The sequence below is a fragment of the Priestia sp. MDV22-iso46 genome (assembly GCF_058629175.1).
The window spans coordinates 1-24,356 of sequence record NZ_JBZVWT010000020.1; the positions used below are offsets into that span (position 1 = coordinate 1).

Annotated in this window: 30 protein-coding genes; 15 read left to right on the plus strand and 15 right to left on the minus strand. The window is 34.8% G+C overall.

What is annotated here, in order from left to right:
• Positions 1–684: 684 nt before the first annotated feature.
• Complete coding sequence (locus AC4NPH_RS30150) at positions 685–1,488, minus strand: sulfite exporter TauE/SafE family protein (protein ID WP_097812864.1); 804 nt, start codon at positions 1,486–1,488, stop codon at positions 685–687.
• Positions 1,489–1,520: 32 nt separating this feature from the next.
• On the minus strand, positions 1,521–2,558 hold the full coding sequence (locus AC4NPH_RS30155; RefSeq protein WP_176533049.1) for a TauD/TfdA family dioxygenase: 1,038 nt from the start codon (positions 2,556–2,558) through the stop codon (positions 1,521–1,523).
• 204 nt (positions 2,559–2,762) lie between these two features.
• On the opposite strand from AC4NPH_RS30155, the gene AC4NPH_RS30160 reads away from it, so the two are divergent.
• The 3 genes from AC4NPH_RS30160 (at position 2,763) to AC4NPH_RS30170 (ending at position 4,908) form a co-directional block, all read left to right on the plus strand.
• On the plus strand, positions 2,763–3,653 hold the full coding sequence (locus AC4NPH_RS30160; protein ID WP_098598849.1) for an NAD(P)-dependent oxidoreductase: 891 nt from the start codon (positions 2,763–2,765) through the stop codon (positions 3,651–3,653).
• An 85-nt stretch (positions 3,654–3,738) separates the two neighbouring features.
• The gene (locus tag AC4NPH_RS30165; protein ID WP_097812867.1) at positions 3,739–4,128 is read left to right on the plus strand and encodes a VOC family protein; all 390 of its coding nucleotides are present in this window, start codon (positions 3,739–3,741) and stop codon (positions 4,126–4,128) included.
• Between the two features lie 432 nt (positions 4,129–4,560).
• Positions 4,561–4,908, plus strand: coding sequence for a Rok-like winged helix domain-containing protein (locus tag AC4NPH_RS30170; RefSeq protein WP_097812868.1), 348 nt, complete (start codon positions 4,561–4,563; stop codon positions 4,906–4,908).
• 500 nt (positions 4,909–5,408) lie between these two features.
• Here AC4NPH_RS30170 and AC4NPH_RS30175 read toward each other — a convergent pair whose 3' ends face one another.
• Positions 5,409–5,990, minus strand: a complete 582-nt coding sequence (locus AC4NPH_RS30175) for a type 1 glutamine amidotransferase family protein (RefSeq protein WP_491939343.1) — start codon at positions 5,988–5,990, stop codon at positions 5,409–5,411.
• A gap of 930 nt (positions 5,991–6,920) precedes the next feature.
• Here AC4NPH_RS30175 and AC4NPH_RS30180 point away from each other — a divergent pair.
• The 3 genes from AC4NPH_RS30180 to AC4NPH_RS30190 all read left to right on the plus strand — a co-directional run bounded on the left by AC4NPH_RS30180 (position 6,921) and on the right by AC4NPH_RS30190 (position 10,763).
• Positions 6,921–7,973 carry a Gfo/Idh/MocA family oxidoreductase gene (locus AC4NPH_RS30180; protein ID WP_097812870.1) on the plus strand — a complete coding sequence of 351 codons (1,053 nt, stop codon included), beginning with the start codon at positions 6,921–6,923 and terminating at the stop codon, positions 7,971–7,973.
• A gap of 178 nt (positions 7,974–8,151) precedes the next feature.
• On the plus strand, positions 8,152–9,576 hold the full coding sequence (locus tag AC4NPH_RS30185) for a sugar porter family MFS transporter (protein ID WP_097812871.1): 1,425 nt from the start codon (positions 8,152–8,154) through the stop codon (positions 9,574–9,576).
• Positions 9,577–9,767: 191 nt separating this feature from the next.
• On the plus strand, positions 9,768–10,763 hold the full coding sequence (locus AC4NPH_RS30190) for a LacI family DNA-binding transcriptional regulator (protein ID WP_097812872.1): 996 nt from the start codon (positions 9,768–9,770) through the stop codon (positions 10,761–10,763).
• A gap of 163 nt (positions 10,764–10,926) precedes the next feature.
• On the opposite strand, the gene AC4NPH_RS30195 is transcribed toward AC4NPH_RS30190, so the two are convergent.
• A complete protein-coding gene (locus AC4NPH_RS30195; RefSeq protein WP_097812873.1) occupies positions 10,927–11,169 on the minus strand; it encodes a hypothetical protein in 243 nt (80 codons plus the stop codon).
• Positions 11,170–11,321: 152 nt separating this feature from the next.
• Between AC4NPH_RS30195 and AC4NPH_RS30200 the strand changes: the two genes are divergently transcribed.
• The 3 genes from AC4NPH_RS30200 to AC4NPH_RS30210 all read left to right on the plus strand — a co-directional run bounded on the left by AC4NPH_RS30200 (position 11,322) and on the right by AC4NPH_RS30210 (position 13,072).
• Positions 11,322–12,587: a Y-family DNA polymerase gene (locus AC4NPH_RS30200; protein WP_097812874.1), complete on the plus strand. Its 1,266-nt coding sequence runs from the start codon at positions 11,322–11,324 to the stop codon at positions 12,585–12,587.
• Positions 12,588–12,600: 13 nt separating this feature from the next.
• Positions 12,601–12,843 carry a YolD-like family protein gene (locus tag AC4NPH_RS30205; protein WP_098315492.1) on the plus strand — a complete coding sequence of 81 codons (243 nt, stop codon included), beginning with the start codon at positions 12,601–12,603 and terminating at the stop codon, positions 12,841–12,843.
• Between the two features lie 73 nt (positions 12,844–12,916).
• Positions 12,917–13,072, plus strand: coding sequence for a hypothetical protein (locus tag AC4NPH_RS30210; RefSeq protein WP_162837693.1), 156 nt, complete (start codon positions 12,917–12,919; stop codon positions 13,070–13,072).
• A gap of 112 nt (positions 13,073–13,184) precedes the next feature.
• Here the strand turns inward: AC4NPH_RS30210 and AC4NPH_RS30215 are convergent, their stop codons facing one another.
• The 8 genes from AC4NPH_RS30215 to AC4NPH_RS30250 all read right to left on the minus strand — a co-directional run bounded on the left by AC4NPH_RS30215 (position 13,185) and on the right by AC4NPH_RS30250 (position 18,036).
• The gene (locus AC4NPH_RS30215) at positions 13,185–13,901 is read right to left on the minus strand and encodes a DUF421 domain-containing protein (RefSeq protein ID WP_491939344.1); all 717 of its coding nucleotides are present in this window, start codon (positions 13,899–13,901) and stop codon (positions 13,185–13,187) included.
• A 398-nt stretch (positions 13,902–14,299) separates the two neighbouring features.
• Entirely contained in the window at positions 14,300–15,160 is an 861-nt protein-coding gene (locus tag AC4NPH_RS30220) for a DUF421 domain-containing protein (protein WP_097826720.1), read from the minus strand.
• A gap of 40 nt (positions 15,161–15,200) precedes the next feature.
• Complete coding sequence (locus AC4NPH_RS30225) at positions 15,201–15,407, minus strand: DUF1657 domain-containing protein (protein ID WP_097812878.1); 207 nt, start codon at positions 15,405–15,407, stop codon at positions 15,201–15,203.
• 12 nt (positions 15,408–15,419) lie between these two features.
• Positions 15,420–15,770, minus strand: a complete 351-nt coding sequence (spoVAE, locus tag AC4NPH_RS30230; RefSeq protein WP_025910774.1) for a stage V sporulation protein AE — start codon at positions 15,768–15,770, stop codon at positions 15,420–15,422.
• Between the two features lie 5 nt (positions 15,771–15,775).
• Positions 15,776–16,786, minus strand: a complete 1,011-nt coding sequence (gene spoVAD / locus AC4NPH_RS30235) for a stage V sporulation protein AD (protein ID WP_097812879.1) — start codon at positions 16,784–16,786, stop codon at positions 15,776–15,778.
• Positions 16,786–17,265 carry a stage V sporulation protein AC gene (gene spoVAC, locus AC4NPH_RS30240; RefSeq protein WP_097812880.1) on the minus strand — a complete coding sequence of 160 codons (480 nt, stop codon included), beginning with the start codon at positions 17,263–17,265 and terminating at the stop codon, positions 16,786–16,788. Before spoVAC ends, spoVAD begins: the two co-directional genes overlap by 1 nt.
• A gap of 16 nt (positions 17,266–17,281) precedes the next feature.
• Complete coding sequence (locus tag AC4NPH_RS30245; protein WP_097812881.1) at positions 17,282–17,755, minus strand: YhcN/YlaJ family sporulation lipoprotein; 474 nt, start codon at positions 17,753–17,755, stop codon at positions 17,282–17,284.
• Between the two features lie 77 nt (positions 17,756–17,832).
• Positions 17,833–18,036 (minus strand): DUF1657 domain-containing protein, encoded by a 204-nt coding sequence (locus tag AC4NPH_RS30250; RefSeq protein ID WP_013056635.1) that lies wholly within the window; start codon positions 18,034–18,036, stop codon positions 17,833–17,835.
• Positions 18,037–18,360: 324 nt separating this feature from the next.
• Between AC4NPH_RS30250 and AC4NPH_RS30255 the strand changes: the two genes are divergently transcribed.
• Entirely contained in the window at positions 18,361–18,909 is a 549-nt protein-coding gene (locus AC4NPH_RS30255) for a YhcN/YlaJ family sporulation lipoprotein (protein WP_097812882.1), read from the plus strand.
• A gap of 222 nt (positions 18,910–19,131) precedes the next feature.
• Here AC4NPH_RS30255 and AC4NPH_RS30260 read toward each other — a convergent pair whose 3' ends face one another.
• On the minus strand, positions 19,132–19,260 hold the full coding sequence (locus AC4NPH_RS30260) for a hypothetical protein (protein WP_013056633.1): 129 nt from the start codon (positions 19,258–19,260) through the stop codon (positions 19,132–19,134).
• A gap of 201 nt (positions 19,261–19,461) precedes the next feature.
• Between AC4NPH_RS30260 and AC4NPH_RS30265 the strand changes: the two genes are divergently transcribed.
• Together AC4NPH_RS30265 and AC4NPH_RS30270 are read left to right on the plus strand one after the other, a co-directional pair.
• Positions 19,462–19,671 carry a hypothetical protein gene (locus AC4NPH_RS30265; protein WP_097812883.1) on the plus strand — a complete coding sequence of 70 codons (210 nt, stop codon included), beginning with the start codon at positions 19,462–19,464 and terminating at the stop codon, positions 19,669–19,671.
• A 217-nt stretch (positions 19,672–19,888) separates the two neighbouring features.
• A complete protein-coding gene (locus AC4NPH_RS30270; RefSeq protein ID WP_016766705.1) occupies positions 19,889–20,071 on the plus strand; it encodes a hypothetical protein in 183 nt (60 codons plus the stop codon).
• Between the two features lie 41 nt (positions 20,072–20,112).
• Here the strand turns inward: AC4NPH_RS30270 and AC4NPH_RS30275 are convergent, their stop codons facing one another.
• Entirely contained in the window at positions 20,113–20,484 is a 372-nt protein-coding gene (locus AC4NPH_RS30275; protein ID WP_240530847.1) for an endonuclease domain-containing protein, read from the minus strand.
• Positions 20,485–20,996: 512 nt separating this feature from the next.
• The gene (locus AC4NPH_RS30280; protein WP_176533052.1) at positions 20,997–21,158 is read right to left on the minus strand and encodes a hypothetical protein; all 162 of its coding nucleotides are present in this window, start codon (positions 21,156–21,158) and stop codon (positions 20,997–20,999) included.
• Positions 21,159–21,476: 318 nt separating this feature from the next.
• Here AC4NPH_RS30280 and AC4NPH_RS30285 point away from each other — a divergent pair, with 318 nt between their 5' ends.
• The 3 genes from AC4NPH_RS30285 to AC4NPH_RS30295 all read left to right on the plus strand — a co-directional run bounded on the left by AC4NPH_RS30285 (position 21,477) and on the right by AC4NPH_RS30295 (position 23,609).
• On the plus strand, positions 21,477–21,776 hold the full coding sequence (locus tag AC4NPH_RS30285; protein WP_097812884.1) for a hypothetical protein: 300 nt from the start codon (positions 21,477–21,479) through the stop codon (positions 21,774–21,776).
• A 175-nt stretch (positions 21,777–21,951) separates the two neighbouring features.
• The gene (locus tag AC4NPH_RS30290; protein ID WP_255286368.1) at positions 21,952–22,920 is read left to right on the plus strand and encodes an FtsK/SpoIIIE domain-containing protein; all 969 of its coding nucleotides are present in this window, start codon (positions 21,952–21,954) and stop codon (positions 22,918–22,920) included.
• Positions 22,917–23,609: a hypothetical protein gene (locus AC4NPH_RS30295; RefSeq protein WP_097813080.1), complete on the plus strand. Its 693-nt coding sequence runs from the start codon at positions 22,917–22,919 to the stop codon at positions 23,607–23,609. The genes AC4NPH_RS30290 and AC4NPH_RS30295 overlap by 4 nt, the downstream gene beginning before the upstream one ends.
• Positions 23,610–24,356: the final 747 nt, after the last annotated feature.

A 24,356-nucleotide genomic window follows, 5' to 3' on the forward strand; every position in this document is an offset into this window, starting at 1 on the left:
CCATTTTATCGAAAAATGTACTTTTATTCATCTTGTATATTTCATACATTTGTAGTTAACATAATGTCTCTTTCCGGTACACATCACCAAAAAGAACCCTGATGGGAGCAGGGTTCTAGATGGGGCCTTGTTTCTTCTTTATGCAGCTTTTTATACATCCTTGATATAACGCTGATTATCCAAGGCTTAAGTAACAGAAAAATGTATAAAAATCGCACCTTTTATACATATGCTGTAACCTCTCTGAAATACTAGCTTTACAAACATATGTTATTCTGTATCTGCACATGGATCTTATAGTTTTATTCAATAAAAAGCCACCTGTACTACTACACTAGGTGGCTTTTTATTTTGTTAACGATAATAATTACTTTGACAGCTTGTAGCAGATTTAAATATCTTGTCCATAGGAATATAAACAACGGAAGAGACAGAGCATAAATTTAATAGGAATCAACGGGTTATAATTTTTGAGTACCTCTAATATTTGTTATGGTAAATAACCTTCCAATAGTAATTTGAGGTAAAGGAAATTAACTGGTTCATAGGAAAAAGTCCTGAAATAAAGTTTCAGGACTTTCGAATAACGAACATTACCAATATATAATAACACTTTTTTCAAAATTATCCATTAATTTAATATATTTTTGTGTAATTTAGTGAAAGTTCTTTAAAGGGAAATTTTCATTTAAAAATACTCAATGCAAGGTCATGAAAAAAGTATTTATATATTAGGGAAATAAATAATATTGATAAGGAAGTAACAAGAGTCTTTTTAATAAAAGTATCCCCTTGTTTAATAGCCATGTTACTCCCTATATAATTTCCTAATATATTTCCTAAAATCATAGGAATACCTTTTAACAGCAGTACATGTCCTCCTATTATGAAGGCAATCAAAGCCCCAATATTAGAAGCAAAATTAAAAATTTTAGATGTAGCCGAGGCTTCCAATAATGTAAATTTCACTACATAGTGAAATAGAATAATCATTAAGCTGCCCGTTCCAGGTCCAAAGAACCCATCATAAAATCCTGCTGTGAAACAAACAAATAAAACAATAAATAAAGCTAACTTTCCACTAGGCATTGAAGCCCCAGAAGTATGCTGTTTTTTAGGTAAAATTGTTAGAATAAGACCAATTGGAAATAAGAATACAATAATTTTTCCTACAAGCTCCTCATCAAAAAAAAGGATAAGTTTAGCGCCAACATAAGCGCCTATTATTGCTGTTATAATACCGTAACTTGCAATTTTCCAAACAATTTTCTTGTTTTTCATATAGTTTCTTATAGCTACCATGGTTCCAATTGTTCCTACTAGTTTCTCCTGTGCAAGGGCGGTTTGGGCAGGAAACCCTGCTAAGATAAAGGAAGGGACCATAATTAGTCCTCCTCCACCAGCTACACTGTCAATAAATCCTGCTAGAAAGCAACAAAAAAATAACACTAAAGTTATGGTTATACCACCATCAAATATCTCTGCCATCGCAATCACCATCTTATAATTTATATTTTAAATTAAGCTTTTAATACATAAGGTTTTTCATTCTGAGCAGGAATCCCCCTATTTAAATCTTTAATTCCAAATAGTCGAATCATCCATCTATCTATACCATTAAAATTAGGGGTAAAACCTTCACGAGAGTGAAGTGTCTTTTGGTTTCGGAATATAACATAATCCCCTGGTTGAAGAACAAATTTATTGATTTTATCACTGCTATCTATAATTGATTGAAACTCTTTTAAGGCAGCTTGGGCTAGCTCTGTATGGCCCTCAACATTTTGTTTGTCATACCTCGAAATAAACCCTAGTTCTTGACTATAAGAAAGGATAGGCAATAAATCCGTTTTCACGTCCATACCAACGAATGAATCTGGACGTTTTATAATGAATTGGGCTTTTTGTAATTCTTCTAAAGAGCTTTTTGATAGATATTTAATCACATCGTCTAGAAGCATAACCTTTGTAGGAACAGATACATTTGATCTTAAACTGTGTAAAGAAAGATACTCTGGGCATCCAGATAAGTCATTTACAGGTTCGGTTATTAACGGAAGGTCTGGATTATCGACGTGCATACCAAATTCTATTTTAGATCCATGAGAACTGATATCAGAAATAGCTGCTACTGAAGGTGAAACATGTCTCACAATGTAACCATCGTTTTCTCCCTTGTAAGTAATAGGGTTAACTTCTAAAACCCCCATCATTGCAAAGGATAAAGCTGTCGAAAGGGGTAAATCATCTAGTCTGCAATAGCCAGTGTAAGGAGTAGGGGGTAAGTTTTTCTCAATAGGAAAATTCCGAACAACTAAAATATGATTTTCTCCATTTCTAAACTCTTCCACTTTTTGCTTGTGAGTAGAGTCTGCAAACAGTATTTGTTCCAACACAAAACCTAATAAGTTTTTTACTTTCAAAAAATAACTCTCGTCATTTGTAGTGTGGAATGGTAACAAAGTTTGAAGCTTCTCTTTCTGTTCTTCACTCAAATAGATCTCGTTTACACCAAGGTTATTAGCTAGCTTGTTGGTCTTTGTCATTGTTACATTCAATTTTTTCATCTCCTTTGTGATTTTAAGTTCAAAAATTTTACATTTAAATCCAAACAATTACATATTCTATAAGTAATATTTTTATAAATCAACATTTATTTCAAATTTTTAGATTTTTTTGTAAAAACATTGACTTAATTTGTATATAATTGTATTATTTTAGAATTGATAGAACATTTAGACAAAGGATGGTGCTATAACTTTATGAATAACAATCATAAGACTATAGGATTTATTGGAACAGGTGTAATGGGAAAAAGCATGGCTGGTCATATTTTAAATGAGGGTCACAAATTATTGGTTTATAACCGTACTCAATCACGTGCTAAAGAATTAGTGGATAAAGGCGCAGTTTGGATAGAGACAGTAGGTGAATTAGCTGAACAATCTGATATTATCATCACTATGGTTGGATACCCTCAAGATGTAAAAGAAATTTATTTAGGGGAAGAAGGAATTTTAAATAAAGCTAAAAAAGGCACATATGCGATAGATATGACAACTTCTAGTCCTATACTTGCACGTGATATTCACTCACAAGCGATAGAGAGAGGAATACATACACTAGATGCTCCTGTTTCTGGGGGAGACGTAGGAGCACAACAAGCAAAGTTAGCTATTATGGTAGGCGGACTAAAGGAAGACTTCGACTATGTTAAACCTATTCTTGAATTAATGGGTACTAATATTGTGTTACAAGGTGGACCTGGATCAGGTCAACATACTAAGATGTGTAACCAGATTGCCATTGCTTCTAATATGATAGGTGTATGCGAAGCTATTTTATATGCTGAAAAGGCTGGTTTAGATCCAAATGTAGTGTTACAAAGTATTGAGACAGGTGCGGCAGGTAGTTGGTCTTTAAGTAATTTAGCTCCAAGAATGATCAAAGGAGACTTTGAACCAGGTTTTTATATTAAACATTTTATTAAAGATATGAAGATTGCTATAGAAAGTGCTGAAGAAATGAAATTATATACACCAGGGCTAAGATTAGCTAAATCTTTATATGAAAAGCTTGAAGAAGATAAAAAAGAAAATAAAGGAACTCAAGCTTTATACTTATTATTAGCCAATCAAGTAGCTACTGTATAACAACACTTAATTGTGCGAAGCAAATACAAAGTGAGGATATTTTCTATATAGATTCACTTTTGTATATCGAAAGGGAAGAAGTATATTGATTACGAAAATGGAACATACAGCTATTATGGTTGCTAGTATGGAAGATTCTATTAGATACTATTCAGACCTATTTGGATTTAAAGTGCGTCTTCAAGGTTCGTCTGAAACAAAAGAGATGGCATTTTTATATTTGGAAGAGCAGCCTAATATGGAGATTGAGTTGATTCGAGATATAAATCCTGTTGGTGAGTATAACAAAAGTGGAGTTGTAAATCACCTTGCTTTTACAGTAGAAAATATTAACGAAGCAATTAGTTACTATAAGGAAAAGGGGATTGAATTTTTATCCTCTGAACCCCAACCAACACTTGAAGGTGGACGTATGGTTTTATTTTACGGACCTAACGATGAATTATTGCAATTCACAGAACGAGTAAAAAACTAGAATTATTCAAATAATAGGATTGTCTGACAAAATACTATAAATTTAGATCTTTATTTATAAATTACTAATAAAATTTTATATTTTTATCAAATTACTCAAGACGTTGTACGGCATCAGTCCTTAAATAAGTTATGTGTAACAGAAGAAACTACTGATTCAGCACTGGTAGTTTCTTCTGTTTTTATCCTATATAAAGTTCACTAATCAATGTAATTATTGCCTATAGGAGGGATTATGTAAAATTGGACGGGGGACGGGATCGTCGAAGTCTAAAATAATTCTTTAAAAGTCAATTAATATATATACCTTCTTTAAATGCACTCATTTTTTTAAAATTCCACTTTATATATATGTATCTATTATTAAAGATTTGAAATTTTTGCGTATTAAACGATGATGCTATTTATTAAAAATTATTTAAGGTGAGGTAACTTGAAAGAGAAAAAAATATATTTACAGGAGAGATTGACGAAGATAAATAAATCAATGATTGAGTTACATATAGAAAGGAGGAAATTACGTAAAGAATTGACAAAATTACAAGAATTAGATCAAAAGGTAATTAGAAGAGAAAATAAGAGGCAACAAGCTATTGCTGAATCAATTTATCTATTGAAAAGTCATCCTAACAAGAGGATGAAATCTAAAGACATTTTACAACATTTAAAAGATACAATAGACTATAATACAGATAGTTTCGCATCCATTTTTCGAACTATTCAACGGGTTGAACCTAATATTAACCAGGTAAAACGTGGATATTACATCTATAAAATTTGATTAAACATTGGGATTCTTCAATATCTAAGGTACTAATGGTAAAAATACTCGCTAGAATATAAAGCATTCTTCCCATCTCAATTATTAGCTTATTAGGCAAATCTAAGTGTATATAATCTAAAGCGATTTATTATTAATCCGCCTATTTTTATTGTGTTGTTTATTTGTTTAATACGTATAAGAAGAAATTTAAAAACAAAGTAACAGGACGAGGAAGATTGAAAAGCATCTAGTGCTCTTATTAAAAGGGGTATAGAGGCATAAATAAAAGTATGAGTAAAAGACACTGGTAAAAAGACAGTGTCTTTTATTTATGTAGGGAGACTTTGGTTTAAAACGCTGAAATTTGAGTCGAATAATCTTGTGATATGTATAATCAAAGTTAATTTCCTCAGAGAGCGTTTCTCTGCATATTAAATGCAGGTGTTTGATGTTTTTCTCCCCTATTCAATACCTTTACAGAGACCAATTCATTAAGGAGTATCTATATATCTATGTAACTAACTTTTAATAAAGCCATTTTTAAATAAATCGTACCATTCTTCTAGTTCTTTACCTTTTAGAACATCTAATTTATTTAAAATGTCTCTCGAAAATTCTAGTGCACCACTTCCATTAGCTGTAATTAGACAGCCATCACTGACAGATTGTTTGTCTACATATTTTTCATCACCTCGATAATTAGGTGCTCCTTCTTTTAAATAAGGTAATGAATTACCGGTATGTCTATAATGTTTAAGAAACCCATGATTCCCTAAGCAGGTCGTTGCATCACAAATTGCTGCAACCGGAATGTTATGTTCAAAACAAAAACTCACAAGCTTCTCTACCCGATGATTTTTCTCTTCTCTCCATCCAGTTCCCCCCGGAATAATTAACATGACCAAGTCCTGTTTAAAAGAAGAGTCTTGTAGGCTATAATCGGGGAGAATAGTCAATCCACCCATAGAAATTTTAGGATCTTTGTCAATCGCAATTGTCTGAACTTGAAATCCTGTTCCCGGTTTATTTAATTCTGCAGTCACATAACTGGCTTCCCAATCAGCAAAACCATCTGTAATAAAGACTAATACCTTTTTCATTTATATATCCTCCCTATTTTTTTGATTAGAAATATAATCAATTCCATTATTAATCTTCTAAATTAATTTACCACATTTTATATATTCCATAAAACGGAAATCATAATGTTCGCAAAAGTATACTTTTACGGACTTTGAGTTTGTATAAAAAATTTATCATTCTCAACGTTCGTTTAAATTTTAAAATAATTTACGAACGTTCTTTAAAATACATGTAGTTTTACGAACGTTTTTAGCAAAGTAATAGATTGAAAAGTCTACTTCCTATAATCAAACTTATGTTAACTCGAAAAGAAGAAGCCTGTATCTAAGGAGATACAGGCTTCTTCCCATACTGTTAGGAATTTGTTCTTTTGCCCTTGTGAGGCCCTTTCGTTATGTATATCGGTTCATAACCAAAGTGCCTTGTGTAAGATACGAATATCTACTTTCAATTTGAGGTAATACGTTTGTTGAAGTCGCTGTTAATTCTTTCAAAACTAATCAGTCCCTTCATGGATTAAGTATTTACCTTCTCCCAACAACCAATAATAGTAGTGGTTGTACTATATGTGTACCACATGTTTTAAAGTTAAAACGTTAGTCCAACAAATTTTTATAGGTTTCTCTTTCATAACAAAACGGTACATTAACCAACTTTTTAAATTGTTCATAATCGATTTAAGGAAAAGGTTTTCCTTAAATCGATTATTTTTATTTTTTATAAAAATCTACCTGAGTTTAAAAGTGAACCAATCCACTGATGGTTAATCACCTATTTAAAGTGACTATATACTGTTAAATAAGGATATGATATTTCAATTCGAAAAATGTTGACTTTGTTACAAGAAGCTAATTATAATAAAAAACATAAGGAAAACGTTTTCTTTTTATTTTTATGTTTTTATTTCAGAATATTCTAATTAAATTATTGAAAGGCAGTGATTAATAATGAAAAAAGTTAAAGTTGGAATCGTCGGATTAGGGAGATTGGGAAGAAAACATGCAGAAAATTTAGCATTTCGAATCCCAAATTGTGAATTACTGGCCGTTTGCAGCGTTATCAGAGAAGAAGCTGAACAGGTACAAAAGGAATGGGGAATTAAATACTTCTACACTAATTACGAGGATATGATTCAAAACAAAGAACTTGATGCAATTCTTATTGCTTCCCCATCAGGTTTTCATTGTGAACAAATTGAAAAAGCCTTAAGTGCTAAGTTACATGTTTTTAGTGAAAAGCCTCTTGGTTTGTATTTAGAAGAAGCGTTACAGGTACAAGAAGTCGTTAACAAACATACGGATAAGGTTTTTATGGTTGGGTTTATGCGAAGATATGACAAATCATATGCATACGCAAAAAAGCAAATTGAAGAAGGAAAAATAGGAGATCCCGTTTTGATTCGTTGCTATGGTCTTGATCCTACAAAAGCAATTGATGGGTTCATGACATTTGCTAAGAACAATTATAGTGGTGGTCTATTCTTAGATATGGCTATCCATGATTTGGATTTAGCTAGATGGTACTTAAATTCAGAAGCTAAACAAGTATGGGCTATTGGTGGGTCTTATGGCTATCCTGAAATTAAAGAATTAAACGATGCAGAGACGGGTGCTGCCTTGGTGAAATTTGCAAATGACACGATGGGTATTTTCGTTGCAGGTCGTAACTGTGCACACGGATATCATATTGAAACAGAAATTATCGGTACAAAAGGGACTTTAAGAATCGGAACAACCCCAGAAAAGAATATGGTAACTGTATTTGATGAAAATGGAGCGATAAAAGAATGTTCAGATGGATTCTTGGAACGATTTGAGCAGGCATACTTAAGTGAAGTTGAAGAGTTTATCTCTTGTATTAGAGAAAATAGACAGCCCAACGTCACAGTAGAAGATGGAGTATTGTCCACTGCTTTAGGATACGCTTGCAAAGAATCATTTGAAACAGGAGAACTGGTTTCAGTGCAATCTCCTTACAAAGTTGTACCATCATCTTTATGATTTAATAGCCATGCTATCACCTATTAGGGTACTAGTATTTGTTTTCCGAAGTCCCCTCTAAATAATAGAAAATTGTTTCTCTCAATAATGTAAACGTTATCAACGTTTTAGTTTTCTACTAACTTTATAAGCTCGTAAACATTACTTTTTATGTTTAATATGGGTAGGAGGAAAATGGATGTACATAGAGACAAAAGGGAAGAAACAAGACCCTAAAAGAATGGTAAGAAAAATTGCCTTTATTTCCACATTCGGTGGTCTGCTCTTTGGATATGATACTGGCGTTATAAATGGTGCATTACCATATATGTCAGAGGCAAACCAACTTGATTTAAATCCGTTTACACAGGGACTCGTCGCTAGTTCCCTTTTATTAGGTGCAGCTTTTGGTGCATTATTTGGCGGACGTTTGTCAGATTATAACGGTCGTCGTAAAAATATCTTATATCTAGCACTGTTATTTTTTATAGCAACCCTTGGATGCACCTTTGCTCCAAATACTACGTTAATGGTCATCTCTCGGTTTATTTTAGGAATTGCTGTAGGTGGTGCATCTGTAACTGTCCCAACTTTTCTAGCTGAAATGTCACCAGCTGAAACAAGGGGACAAATTGTTACACAAAATGAATTAATGATTGTCACAGGTCAGTTTTTAGCTTTTACATGCAATGCAATCTTGGGCAATGTATTAGGAGATGTAGGGCATGTCTGGAGGTTCATGTTAGTTATTGCATCATTACCAGCTGTTGTTTTATGGTTTGGAATGTTAATCGTTCCAGAGAGTCCTCGTTGGCTTGCATCAAAAGGCAGAATAGGTGATGCCTTAAGAGTGCTTAAACAAATCCGAGAGGAAAATCAGGCAAATATAGAACTGAAAGAAATTAAATCGTCAGTTGACGAAGAGTCCAAATTAGAAAAGTCTAGTTTTAAAGATTTGTCTATTCCTTGGGTGCGTCGCATTTTATTTTTAGGAATTGGAATTGCTATCGTTAATCAAATTAACGGTGTGAATGCAATTATGTACTATGGAACAGAAATACTTAAGAATACAGGGTGGGGAACCAAAGCTGCGTTAATTGGAAACATTGCCAATGGTGTTATTTCGGTAGTTGCGATGCTAGTTGGAATCTGGTTACTTGGTAGAGTGAGAAGACGCCCAATGTTGATTATTGGATTATGTGGTACTACCACATCGCTTTTTCTGATTGGTTTTTTCTCTTTTATTCTCAATGGTTCCGCGGCACTTCCTTACATTGTTCTCTCTTTAACGGTTGTTTTTTTAGCTTTCATGCAAGGAGCTATAGGACCTGTAACATGGTTAACACTGGCGGAAATATTTCCATTAAGAATGCGCGGTCTTGGTATGGGTTTTAGTGTATTTTGGATGTGGATTGTTAATTTCTTAATCAGTTTGTCGTTCCCTGTGTTGCTTAGCACTATAGGGTTATCTACCACCTTTTTAGTATTTGGTGTGTTAGGATTAATAGCAATTGCATTTGTGAATAGGTATTTACCAGAAACCAAAGGGAAATCACTTGAAGAACTAGAATACTATTTTCGCTCCTATGGTAATCAAGAATTACAGAGCAAACAAGCAAGATGATTTATTAAAAATCATTCTTTATTATGTACAAAAATTATATATGACGCATAGAAAATGGTAGGCAGCTTTGTTTTAGGCAAAGCTGTCTGTTTATTAAAGGGGATAATTTATATGCTATAATAAATAAAAATTAACCCATCGTAATACATACCTATTTATAAACTAAATACCTGAGTGAAAGGAGGAATTTTATGAAAATAACTATTCGCAGTGTGGCTCAAGAAGCAGGCGTTTCAATAGCAACAGTTTCAAAAGTCATCAATCATACAGGAAAAATTAGCGAAAAGACGAAAAAGAAAGTATTCATAGCAATGGAGAAACTTAATTATAAGCCTGATGCAGCTGCGGCTTCTTTAAGAGGGAAGCGAACAAAATTGATCGGCCTGCTTGTTCCAGATATATCTAATCCTTTTTATTCAGAAATTGCGAGAAGTATTGAAGACCGCAGTCATGAAATAGGATTAAACGTTATGATGTGCAATACAGATAATGATGTAAAAAAGGAAAAGACATACCTATCTTTGTTGACTAGTCAACGAGTAGATGGCGTAGTGGTAGCCTCAGCTTTTAGAAGTACGCATTTACTTGAAGAGATGATAAATAAGGGAGTACCTAGTGTCTTAATAGCTTCAGAAATACCTAGTTTGTCTATGAATACCGTAACAGTTGATGATTATAAAGGTGGATACTTAGCTACTTCATACTTATTATCTTTAGGACATAAGAAAATTGGGATTATTTCAGAAGATGTGCGAAGTAATACACCACGTTTAGCAGCATACAAAGATACAATTCAAGAAGCAAAACTTCCTATAAGAGATGAATACATAATAAAAACAGAAGCTACGATTCAAAAAGGATATGAGAGTGCTAAGCAGCTTCTTTCATTGGAGGACAAACCTACTGCTATCTTTGCTTGTAATGACTTATTAGCAGCTGGGGTCATACAGGCTGCAAAAGAAGCAAATTTAAATCTTCCTGAGGATTTATCAATTGTAGGGTTTGATAATACTGTGCTGTCTACTACCACTTCTCCAATGCTTACTACGGTTTCTCAACCTATAAAAGAGATGGGGGCAAAAGTAGTTGATTTGTTACTTCAAGAGATGGAGGAATCTAAACCTCACAAAGAACGCTTACTTCTATCCCCTGAACTAGTTATTAGGCAATCAACAGCTCGCCTTTAGTCAAAATACTTTTCTAATGAAAAATGACCCTTATATATACTAAAAAGACCTTATTGAAACATTAATTAAGGTCTTTTATCTTTATTACTTATTACAACTAAATTCAACAGTATATAAAAATCATCTTAAAAACCCTCTTTTGTCAAGAAAATCTGTATTTGATCTATATCTTCCTTTTAAATCTAAAACTCACTATATAAGCTATTACTATTGAGATAACAGCAGCAATACCAACCTTTATGTAAGAAAGCTCTAAGGCCCACGGGCCATATTTATGTGGATTCAAACGATACATAGACCACCACTGTCCATTCTCACCTTTGAAGAGTGAGATAACAATCCATAAAAGAACTAAGAATAAAAACCATGAAAAAAAGATAATATAGTTAGCCAATTTTTTATTCATTGGTCACTCCTCCGTCTTCCCAATTCATATACAGTATTTTTCTCTCTTATTATAGTAACAATAATCGGGAAAACTTTAGAGTTTTTGTTGAATAAAGAACGTTTGTTCGTATATAATAAAGAACAAACGTTCTTTACTGAGGAGTTATTCCAATGGATTATGGGCAGCTACCAAACAGAGTCATTATTTGCATAGACATGAAGAGTTTTTTCGCTTCGGTTTCTTCTGTCATACGGGGATTAAACCCGTTAAAAACTAAGCTTGCTGTTGTAGGAGATATCAAACGGTCGGGATCTGTTGTGTTAGCTGCCACACCTTTATTGAAGAAAGAAGGGATCAAAACAGGAAGCCGCCTCTTTGAAATTCCTAAAAGGAAAGATATTCATGTGGTTAATCCATCCATGGAGAGATACATCAAGGCTTCGAACTATATTTCTAGTTTGGTGTTACAGTATGTGGCTCCTGAGGATTTTCATGCGTATAGCATTGATGAGTTGTTCATTGATGCAACGGCTTCTTTACATTTATTCGCTCAAACACCAGAAGAGTTAGCTCATCGAATTATCAATGAGATTTATCGAAAGACCTTTCTTACAGCTACAGCAGGAATCGGTCCTAATCTTTTATTGGCTAAAGTCAGCTTAGATCATGAGGCTAAGAACAGCCCCACAGGGGTTGCTTACTGGCGATATGAGGATATTCCCTTTAAGTTGGGGGCAATTCATCCGATGAAGGATTTCTGGGGGATCTCGTCTGCTACAGAAAGACGTTTAAACCGTTTAGGCATCTATACCATAAAAGAACTAGCTCTTTCTTCGAAGGAGATGTTACAAAAAGAATTTGGTGTCCTGGGGGAAGAAATCCATCAACATGCGAATGGGATTGATTTTAGTCGTATTTCCGATGTGTACATCCCTAGTTCCCGTTCCTTTGGGAAAAGTCAGATTCTCTTTCGAGATTATACAAGCCGAAAAGAAGTGGAACTATTACTATTGGAGCTATTGGACAATGTTTGTTTTCGTTTACGCATGCATCAAGTGGTGGCTCAAACTATCCATTTATCCATTGGCTATAGCAAACAAACAGGTGGAGGCTTCTCAAGACAAAAGCAAATGGGGCGAGCTTCAAACTTAAGCCAAGATATTTTCCCTTATTGTTTAACCATTTTACATAATTTTGATAACGGAATGCCGATTCGCTCCATTGGGATTTCCTTATCCAACACAAGCATTCAAGAAGAGGAGCAAATGAGCTTATTTGAAGATATCGATCAGCGTGAAAGAGCCTACGCCCTTGCCAAAACAATTGACGAAATTCGGCTACGTTATGGCAAGAATAGCGTACTACGAGCTTCAAGCTACCTGGATCACTCAACAGCTCGTTATCGAAATGGCTTAATTGGAGGTCATAAAAAATAAGGAGGATGATAATATGAAAAAATGGCGCCCATTCGCCAGTATGCCAGAGCAATACATAGGATTACAGGAAGTCATAAACAAGCAACTAGAGGTAGCTCAACCTCTTTTAACAGAAGAGCAAACGGAACAGATTAATTTCACCTTAATTGAAGCCTTATATACAAATAAACAAGTTTATCTTACATACTACAAAAAGGGATTCATCCAATTTGTTGATTCCCTGGGGAATTACTTACCAGTTATAGATTTAGCATAAATAGTGAATTTCTTAGCATAGTTATATACGAAAAAATTGAATCTATTGAATGACGTAAAGGTGGTAATTCCTTATGAAAAACAGGAATAAAAGACGCAGAAAGAAACGTGATTTTTTAAAGGATTACTTGAAAAACAAGTTAGGAAATTGGAAACCTAGACTTGGTAAAGAACCTAAACCTACTTCTACCTCTAAGACATTAACCCAACAAAATAGAAATCTTGATTAAAGAGTAGTTGGATTAGTCAGCTACTTTTTTTATCCTTTATAATATTTTGCGTAACATAATAAGGTTCTGGTGTAAAAAGGAGTAGAGTCTTTGGAAATTCTAGGTCTACTTTCTAACTTTCTGAATTATTTTTCCCTTTTTCGATAAAACGGTCCTTGTAATAATCTAGATACAGATTACCTAAATGATCGACTTGACCCAAAAAAACTTCTTCCACAGTCGATTCTCGTTGTTGAAGTTGAGTTTTAAGCCATTCTAAGCTATAGCCCATTTCATAAATAGCTTCTTTTATAAAATTCCCATCTATAATAATGGTTTGTGGTAATTTTACCTTTTGGCCAGCTCCAAAAAGGTCTCCCCATCTCACAGGCTGTTTTTCTTTTTTTAATAAAATGCTAAATTCCCCATTTGTTTCAAGCGTTGCAAATTCTACGTCGTTAACGTAAAAAACATCTTTTTTTCTTAACTGTTCCATTAATTCATCTATTGTATATTTCTCACGCTTTAAGTTTTCTTCTAAAATCTTTCCATCCTTTATAAAAGTAGTTGGCGTACCCTCAACTACTTTTCGAAAAACTATGCTTTTTAAGGAAACATACGAAATAATGATTGGGAACAATGACCAGACCAAGATTGAGGTGACTCCATTCACAGCATTTAATTCAAGATCCATCGAAATTGTTCCAGCAATGTCGCCAACTGTAATTCCTACTATGTATTCAAAAAAAGATAACTTCGATAATTGCTTTTTCCCTAATATTTTTGTGATAAAGAATAATCCTAATATAATAAGAACAGAACGAATAATAACTTCCATCCAGCTTGGCATAACCAGTTTACCTCGACATTCACTAGAATAGTATGTACAGTTTCATTTCCAAGAGGGGTGTTTTTTACGTATACGATGTCATAAAGGTAATTTTTATATTTTCCCCATCATAATTAATTGAAATTATTAGAGGTTTATCACCTGTTAAAGGTTAACCCAATATATCATTATTTCCTTTTTTATCATTATTATGTAAAAAATATGTGTGAGTAAAATGGTAAGGTAAAATTATAGAATAGATTCTTCAAAGTAAAAATGGCTAACCAGAAAGTCTGGTTAACCTTATCATAAAATTGAAATCCGTAATTTTAATACTCATTCAGATAAATACACTGTTAAACGTGAAAAATTACATGACTTTATTGGTAATTCAACATCTTTATTATCAGCAAATTCCATTAGCTTCTTAAAAGGGGGGTCACTTTATCAATGACTTCTTGTAGCTTTTGACTGTTTTTACTATACATATGTTTCGCTTTTTCTACTTCTGTTCCAAGCGCAAATAATTCTAAGTCCGCCTGACATTTTTTCATGGTTGAAAGTAATAAAGGTTTTTCTTGAGGAGAAGGAACTTGAAGTTTATCATCAAAAAGGTCAACAGTTAATTGTCCGTAAGAATCTACCTGCCCAAGAAAGACATTTTCAATGGTAACCCCTAATTTTTCTAGTTCAGTGTGTAACCACCTTCTGCTTTGGCCTATTGTTGATAGTGGTTCATCCAATATTTCACCGTCCATAATAACCGTCTGAGGTTCCTTACTTGGAGAAACAGTCACACCTAAATCTTTTGCTGTTAAAGGTTGATTTTCTTTCTTTAATAATACATTGAAATCACCGGTTGCTTCTAATACCGCAAATTCCACATCAGCCGCCTGATAGACATTTTTCTTTCGAAGTAACTCTAATAACTCATCCGTTGTGTACTTTTCCTTTTTTAAATTATCTTCCATGATTTTTCCATCTTTGATGAAAACCGTTCCTTTCCCTTCTATAAAGTCACGAAAGGGTTTATTTTTTAAAGAAATGATGCCTGCTAAAAAAGGGATTGCTGCGAAGGTAACGATACTGAGTATCCCGTTAATAATACTTTCCTCCAGTCCAGTGGCCATTTCTGCACCGATATTACCAATGGTAATGCCAGTGACATACTCAAAGAAGGAAAGCTCAGATATTTGTTTTTTGCCTAACGATTTTGTAATCGCAAAAAGAACAACTAAAAACAATAAAGAGCGCAAAACTACAATTAACCAATCTGGCATCTTTTACACCTCCTACAATTCTAGAAAATATTCCTTTATCCTAAAACCCTTTGTATTGAGCTTCTTCTCGCTCTAATTCTCCCACTCGCTTTTTTAAATCTGTTACGATTTCATTCACGACACTCATCGTTTCGTGCAAAGTATGTTTCGATTGATCGTCTTGAGTTCGTAATACTAAATTGGATAAACCAGCTTCTACTCCTTTAAGACTGGCAAGACACTGTTTTACATCTGACGCAATGGTCATTTTACATTCTCCTTATCCTTTTGGTTTAAAAAATATGGCGCCAATCATTCCAAAAATAATGGCAGCTGAAATTCCGGCACTTGTTACTTCAAACATCCCTGAAATAACACCCACTAACCCATGTTTTTCTGCTTCAGCCATTGCCCCATGCACAAGAGAATTTCCGAAACTTGTAATAGGAATGGTCGCTCCTGCTCCTGCAAAATCAATAAAAGGTTCGTATAAACCAAATCCATCTAGAAGAGCACCAATCACTACAAATGTACTTAAGGTATGTGCGGGTGTAAGTTTAAATACATCAAACATAATTTGCCCAATAACGCAGATCAAACCGCCTACAACAAAAGCCCAAAAGAAAATCATAACTATTATTCACCTCTATATTCAATTGATACCGCATGGGCGATACAGGGAATGGTTTCACTTTGCTGAAAACTTAATGGTGATAATAAAGCACCTGTTGCTACCACTAATATTCGTTTAAATTCGCCTTTTTTCATTCGATTTAATAGATGGCCATATACAACCGTTGCTGAACATCCTGGCCCACTAGCACCGGATAGAACCGGCTGTCCTTCTCGGTAAATCATGAGTCCACAATCCTGATATTGTTCTTCAAGTATTGGAATTCCATGTTTTTTAAATAAGTCCAGTGAGACTTCTCGTCCAATTTGACCAAGATCACCTGTTACAATCAAATCATAATAAGATGGATCAAGATTTCGCTCGGTAAGATGTGCTTCAATAGTATCAACAGCCGCCGGAGCCATTGCTCCTCCCATATTAAATGGATCCGTCATTCCCATATCGATCACACGACCAATCGTAGCAGATGTGACACAAGGTCCATCTCCAGAACCACTTAGCAAAGCAACACCAGCACCTGTCACCGTCCATTGAGCAGTTGGGGGTTTTTGTCCACCGTATTCAGTTGGATAACGAAATTGTTTTTCGACGGCCGTATTGTGACTTGAAGCACCCGTTAGTAAATAGTTAGCTCCTTTCGTATTAACTAGATAAGCACCAAGGGCTAGTCCTTCCATCGAGGTAGAACAGGCTCCAAACAACCCTAGATAGGGTGTACCAAGTGTTCGGCAAGCGAAGCTTGTTGGAGTAATTTGATTAATCAGATCTCCTCCAAGGAAAAACTGGATTTGTTCTTTTTGAAGTCCTGCTTTTTCGATAGCTTTTTGACTGGCTTCTTCTAAAAGAACTTTATGAGCTTTTTCATAAGAATCCTGTTCTAACCATAAATCGGAATGGAGCAAATCAAAATCATTAGCAAGTGCTCCATTCGCTTCAAAAGGTCCCCCAACTGTTCCAGTGGAGATAATGACCGGTTTTTGATCAAAGACCCATGTACGATGTCCAGTAAGCATTACAAACCACCCCACTGTATAAGAATCGTTTTAATGGTCGCAATGACAAACGCTGAAAAGGTACCAAATAAAATGACGGAGCCAGCTAATTTAAACATATTACCACCTACACCTAAGACAAATCCTTCCGTTCGATGTTCAATACATGCCGATATTACCGCGTTCCCGAACCCAGTAACGGGAACCGCAGAACCGGCTCCTCCAAATTGAGCAATTCGATCATAAACACCAAAACCTGTTAGAAGCATAGCAATAAAAATCATGGTTCCCACTGTGGGATTTCCGGCCGTTTGATCTGTAAAATCAAAATAATAAATATAAAACAGTTGAATAGCTTGGCCAATAAGACAAATGATTCCACCTGTAAAAAAAGCTTTGATACAATTTTTGACTACTGGTCTCTTGATTTCTTTTTGTTTTTCAAGGTCTTGATATTCCTGTTGGACAGGTGTTAATTGTTTCTTTTTATTATTTGACATGTGTACACCTCTTTCATCACGCTTTTTCTTTCATAAGGTTTTTAATATTGTTGAATTCTTTTTTTAATGTTTTCTTCTTTGTCTTATCTTTTTGTAGTTTTTCTTCTAATTTCTCCAACTCCCAATAGATTTTTTGATCGGTTGAAACCAAGACTTTATAATCGGGATATGCTTTTTCTAAGTCTGTTTTCACATTCTTTTTGATTTTTTTTAATTGAAACCGATGAAATTGATCCACTTTTATCGCCATTAACAGTTCCTTATCTGTATTCACTGCTTTCACAGCCGAAACTTCTTCTTCTTTTATGATTTTTTCTTTTGCTTGATTGGTAACTGTTTGATCAATTGATTTTTTTGTATGTACCTTTACGATCGTTGTGTCATTATTGTCATTAGCCGACTGATTCTGTTGCCCCGTACATCCGGAGATATATACGAGCATCATGGCTAAAAAAAGACAACTATTTAATCTCCTTACCTTTCCCTTCATACAATCACCTGTCCGTTTCTACTCAAGAATTGAAGTGTAAAAAAGGTTGGTTAATAGGCCAACCTTTTTTCCTGTTCTTATTGTTTGTATTGAGGCTCTTCTTGTTCAATTTGTTGAACACGTGGAGAGAGACTGTCAACAATTGCTTGAGTTTGTTGAGCAGCATCTTGATATAGTTGCTTTGCCTGTTGATTATCAGTTGCTAAAGCAAAACCTTCAAAGCTTGCTTGTGCGCTTTTTAACCCAGCTAGCGTTTGTTTAACTTGATTGATTACTGTCATGAATGATTCCTCCAAAAATTTAGTAACTTACCATTATAGGATGACAAAGAAAAATATTCTTATGCTTTTTACGTTTACCCATTTTATGTAAGTGTTTTATATTTACGCTCGAGAAGATGGTTCAGTTTTCATTCTTCTGTTCACCATTTTTGATTCGACGTATCAAGCTGACTACATAGGGTGTTAACCAAGTGACCCATACATCTTGATTCAAAAACGGATAGCGATAGTTGAACAGCATATAAAAAGGCCCGTATAGTCTCCTTTCTTTAAACGGATAATAACGGCAGAAATGTTATCTTAAAATGAAAGGAGTAAGACAAGATGAAAAAAAGAAAATATTTATTGGGCCTTCTATCCACAATTTTATCTGTAGGATTCCTTTTCGGTTGTAATGATAAAAAGGATGAAGCTGAGCCCGATCCAACTGAAGAGCCTTCTGAACAAAAGGCAGAAAATGATCGCAACAATGGACCACGAGATGTGGGATTCCAACCCGATGGAACCCAGAATAATAATGTAGATAATAATAATCAGACACGACTAGAGGTAGCTGATAAAGCTGCAGATCGCATTGCTAAACTAGACGAAGTAGACAATGCAAATGTGATTGTTACAAACCGAAATGCTTACGTGGCTGTTGTTTTAAAGAATGGGGCAAAAGGAGAAGTAACCGATCGTTTAGAAAAGAAGATTGCAGATCAAGTAAGAGCTACAGATCGGGATATTCGGGATGTATTTGTATCATCCAATCCTGATTTCGTGAACCGTATGGAGGATTACGGAAATAGAATTAATGAGGGCGCTCCAGTAAGAGGGTTATTTGAAGAGTTTACTGAAACCGTTCGAAGAGTATTTCCTAACGCTCGTTAAATTAGATTGATTGAGTGCAACAAACCGATTCACTAGTAACTAAAAAAGAGAAACCCTTGTTCATTCAACGGGTTTCTCTTTTTTAGTTACTAGGAATAGTAGGGTTTATCAAATTATATTTTTTTCCTTTTGTAGAGAAGTAAAAAGCGTACTAAATTTTGTTTTTATAGATTTAGCTGCAAGATTTGAATAGCCACATACTCATTAAGAGGAAAAGTCAAGTTATCGAGACGATCCTCCTGATCCCGTATCTTTATTAAAAAGTTGGGAAAACCCTTTGAAACCGAAGATTCCAGTTGATAACACACCAAGAATCATTCCACCAGATACAGCTATCCATTTGTTAATCAAAATAATCACCTCTAATATAACTGTTTTCTTGTGATAATCGTACATCTCTTAAAATAAGCATTATTTTCAAAATCATAACAGGTAATAATTAGAGGATGAAAACAGTGTCATTTTTCCAGTATGGATAAGTCAAGCTGTCAAAGAATAAAGAGGTTGGAAGACCATTTTCTTTCAAACAAATATTAAAGGGGTATTCACATAATGAACAACTTACGTTGGTTAACGTCCTTATTTAATTTTGGACGCAATAATAGAGGGATATTTGGGAAGAGACGTAATAACAGGGGCATGCTGTTTTCATTATTGGGTTTAGGAGTTGGAGCTGTTACGACTTATGGAATGACAAGAGGGCGTGCAAATAAAATGGCACCGGCAACTGTACAAACAATGATGAATAGATTCAATAAATAAAAAAGGCTTTATGGAGAAAGTTGAAACGATAAATATAAAAATATACGAATTAAACCTACCTATATCACTTTGTATCATTACTTATCCAAACGAGAAGAACGGATATTCTTTCCAAGGTGTAAAAATAAGGCGATTGTAGTAAATGCTATCTCTCATAAAATGCTTTTTTTGCCCTACACTAAATAGGTACTGAATTTTTAAAAGGGGTGTTAGGGAAATGGCAAAACGTACAAAAAAGAACGATGCTGATCAAAAAAATAAAAAAGGTTTTGATTCAGCAGTGATTAATTCTGAGTTCAGCCATGAATTCGGAAGTGCTGCAGCAAACAAAATCCATAAAGATAAAGCCAAGAAAGAAAAAGCATCTAAAAATGCTGGAAAATATAAAGGCGGTCTATAAAATAAAATTCTAAAAAAGAGAAGGCTGAGTCTTCTCTTTTTTTAATTCAATCTTGTTTTCACTCTTTTTAAAACTCCAGGCATACGATTTACAATACTGTTGGCACTGATCCGCATTACTTTATATCCTTGTTTCCTCAAATAAGCATCTTTCTTTCGGTCATGAGCCTTTTGCGATGGAAAAGAATGAGGCGCTTTTCCATCGCATTCAATCGCAAGCTTACCTATTACAAGGTCAATTCGATAAGGGCCACATTTTACTTGTGTTTGGACAAAATAGCCATTTAGCACCAACGCATTATATAAACGTCTTTCAATTGGTGACGCTAATTTGCTGGATTCAGTCAGTGGGACATCCTTTGATTTTTCGCCCATCTTGTGAAAAATAAAGGCTAATAGTCCAATCCCTAGCATATAAAAAAGCGAACATGTTCCGTTATCATTTACTTATCACCTACTGCAGTAGGATACCTAGCACGTGAAACCTTGGCGATGCATACGAGCCAAGTAATTATTGGTATGAAACTACTTTGTATATATGAGCATACTAACAAGGTAAAAGGGAGGTTTAAAACAATGACAAAGCAAACAAAAAAAGGTGGAAGTAGTACGAAGCAAAATAAAAAAAGCCATCCAAAACACAAAACGAGCAACAGCCAAAATGGACAAAATGGTTATCATTAAGCATATATGATAAACAAAAACAGCCTAACATATTAAGGACTCTTTCGCTTGCTTGGTTTCGAAAGAAGTGATTATGTGAACTAGATCTGTATACCGTATACAGATCTAGTTCACATATAAGTTTGTTTACACTTATATAAATTGTTCATTCAATATTTTTGAAATATGGGGTCTTACATCTCCTCTAAAAATTCCCCTGTGGTAGCAAATTACTGCTTCAATGTCGTAATTCAAGAATTTTTTTAAGATTCTGTAGCTGTTTTTATATCGAAAGTAGTCTGTTTAACAGGCCCGAGAAGCTGCTGCCACTGATTCTCCTTACCTTGTACTTTAGTCGTTGGTACAACTTTCGATTTCTCGTCCATTTCATAAAAAATATAGGCCACTAGACCAAACCACAGCATATAAAAAGCCAGCTCCTCTTACATAACCATCCACTGATCCCCTACTGCAGTAAGGGTTCTTTTTTATTTTTCGACTGGACAGGCAAGCATACTGAAGTAGCTACATAGTATCTAAAGAATTGTAACTCCATTCCCTAATTAGTATCTAGTTCAGTATCGTTACCTCGGTTATACAAGCTGTATACGCCTAGCGAGGCCCTTCGTGGAATCTGTAAGGGAGCTGAGCCGAAGAGGCGAAGGGAGCGACCGGATGTGTTGAGCTGAAATAACTGAGACATGAAAAGCGAAAAAATAAAAAGAATGAAAGTAGGTACCAACATGAGAAAAACACAATGGTTTCCTTTTCGAAAAATCTTTTCTCCATCCCCCAAACCACCTCTCAAGAGACCTCGTCCCTTCAAGGCTTATTCCTTTGTACCTTTTAGTCCATTTGCTATGCTTGACCCCACTATTCTGACCATAGGAGGCATTGTCTTAGGAATTGCTATCATCGAACGAATATTAGAACGATGGGGTGTAATTGATCTCGTTGATCAGTTCTCGAAAGTAATGCGCTTTGTCTTGCCTGTAACCTTTTATGGGGCCTTATTTTACTTCTTTGCGACATTTATGTTTTGAGGAGGAGTTTAGATGTTTGAGAAACTAAAATTGCGTGGGAAGCTTATTAAAGCGTTTCGTACAGCAGAGATTTATCGAGTCATAAAGCGTGGGGATCATACCTCCTATCAATTTCCAAAGATCCACCGGATTGATCATCAACACACCTATACTAGGTATGCTTTTTCCTTACTAAATGGCATATCCTGAACTTCTAAATAAAAAAAGATGGGCCTTACGACAAGTATTAGGCAGCAATATTGAAGTGAATGGCAGCTTAAAGAACTTTAGTATTACTGTTCATCACAAAAACCTACCTAAGATGCTTAATTATAGTTATGAAGGTATTCATCCTTATATTGAGAAAATGGAGCTTCCCGTATGCATTGGTCAAGATATCTATGGAAGCCCTGTCTCATGGGATTTTTCCGATTTAGAAACGTTACTGATTTCGGGCGAAATTGGAGCCGGAAAAAGCAGTCTCATGCGTGTGATCCTCACCACATGGGTGGAATATACCTCACCTGATGATTTGCGATTAGTATTAGTCGACCTCAAACGAGCTGATTTAGGACTGTTTCATGGAACTGAGCATGTGGATGCGCTTTGTTTTGAAGCCAAGGATATGAGAAAACCTTTTGCGTTACTACGAGCTGAAATGTATCGACGAGGCGATTTACTTTTAGAACATGGCGTTACCCATATCAGCAGGCTGCCTTTTAAGCTGCCTCGCATCGTGGTAGTTATTGATGAAATGTCCATCGTGAAGAGAGAAACCGATCTCGTAGAGATGATTCAACAATTTGCGAGTCAAGGCCGTGCCCTAGGTGTTCACACGATTATTGCCATGCAGCGTCCGGATGCCGATTTGTTGAATTCAGCACTCAAAGCAAACTTACGGGTTCGGATCTCTGGAAGGCAGGCCGATGCGATAAATGCGAAAGTAGCCGGAGTAATTGGCGCAGAAGAAATCGATGCTGCAGCCAGGGGGCGTATGAAAATTAAAATTGATGAAGTGAAAGAGTTTCAAGCCTTCTTCTTAGATGAAGGAGCTTGTAAGGAAATACTTTCACCTTATAAAACACTCGTGAAAGATCCTGAACCAGAACTAGAAGTGGTATCACAGTCTATTTTTGGTTTATTAGAGAAGGAGGAGCAGCGATGAGTTTCCGTTTATCTCAACGTGATAAAGACATTATAGCGTTTATTAACCAGTTTAGAGCTGTGGATCGAGACTCATTAGTTGACCTATTCTTTAAACAGCTCAAATCGCCCGTAAATGCTTGCAATAGTGTCATGGTACGTTTATATCGATTAGGGCTCATTGAACGTACACAACAGTATTCTCCGACGGTCTACTTGCCTGTAGATGCCAAAATCAAAAAGAACTCTCAAAAAATACTTCATTTCCTTTCAATTCTAGATGTCTATAAGCAAATGTGTACGTATAGTGTACCTAAACACGTCATTGTAGAAGATAAGCCCACAGGAAGAAAAGGAGGCATTGAACCAGATCTCTTTTGTGTTTTTAAAGGATCTCCCTTTTGGATTGAAATTCAGAGAAATCAGTATTCCGAACAGAAAATGCAAGCGAAGATTAACTTATACGAAGAGTTTTTCTTTTCGGATGAATGGAAAGCATTGCATTGGCAGCCAGAAGATCGATCAGCCATCTTCCCTTCCGTTATTCTGGTTACGCCTGTTCGTTATGCTGTTACTTCTGAGCACATTAGGATTATACAGGTATCAAGTATTCATGAATTAATGGAAAAATATAAGGGTCCTGTCAAACAACAAAAAGAATCGAGAATAAAAAATAATTCTTCTAATGGAATCAAGATAAATTTAACATAAACTATTTTAGGTTAATCAAAATTTCTAATTTAGTTATCATTAGGAATATAGTAAAGTTTGTTTAAAAGGTACTATTTTACGGAGGATACTTATTTTGTTAATCATAATTAGAAATTCTTTAATAATAGCTGTTTGTCTTTATTTAGCAAGTGTTTTTCCCTGAAGTAATGAATGTAAATGAGACCCTTGCAAAATATTTATTTGTAATACCAGTTGGCGTTTGGGGTATTAAATCAAAGAATAAATGGTGGATTAATCTTATTTCTTTTCTTTTAGCTCTTATTATTTTAATTTTTTCTTTGGATTTATTACCCGAAAGTATGATGTAAAAGATAAAAGGAAAAAGCTATCTCCTAGAATGAGATAGCTTTTTATTAGGACTGCTAATTATAAAGTACCAAAATATAACCGCAAGTAAACAATAGCACATTTTTGCCATAATGGCTATTTTTGGATGAATCGACATATGTATAAAAGGTAGTCTTTTTATACGCCTTTTCTTCACACACACCTGGAGAAATCACCGTCATATCAAAGGTGTATAAAAAGCTGCATATCCGATTAAAGGCACCCACAAAAGAACCCTTTTCCTGTAAGGGTTCTTTTGCTTTCTTGCTTCCTTGAAGAGTGATTATGTTAACTAAAGTTGTATACTTTATACAGCCTAAAAACAGAAAAACTCCCCCAATGCGTTAAGGGAGTTTTTCTGTTTTTAGGAGTTAGCTAAGTGATGATTCATCCATCTTG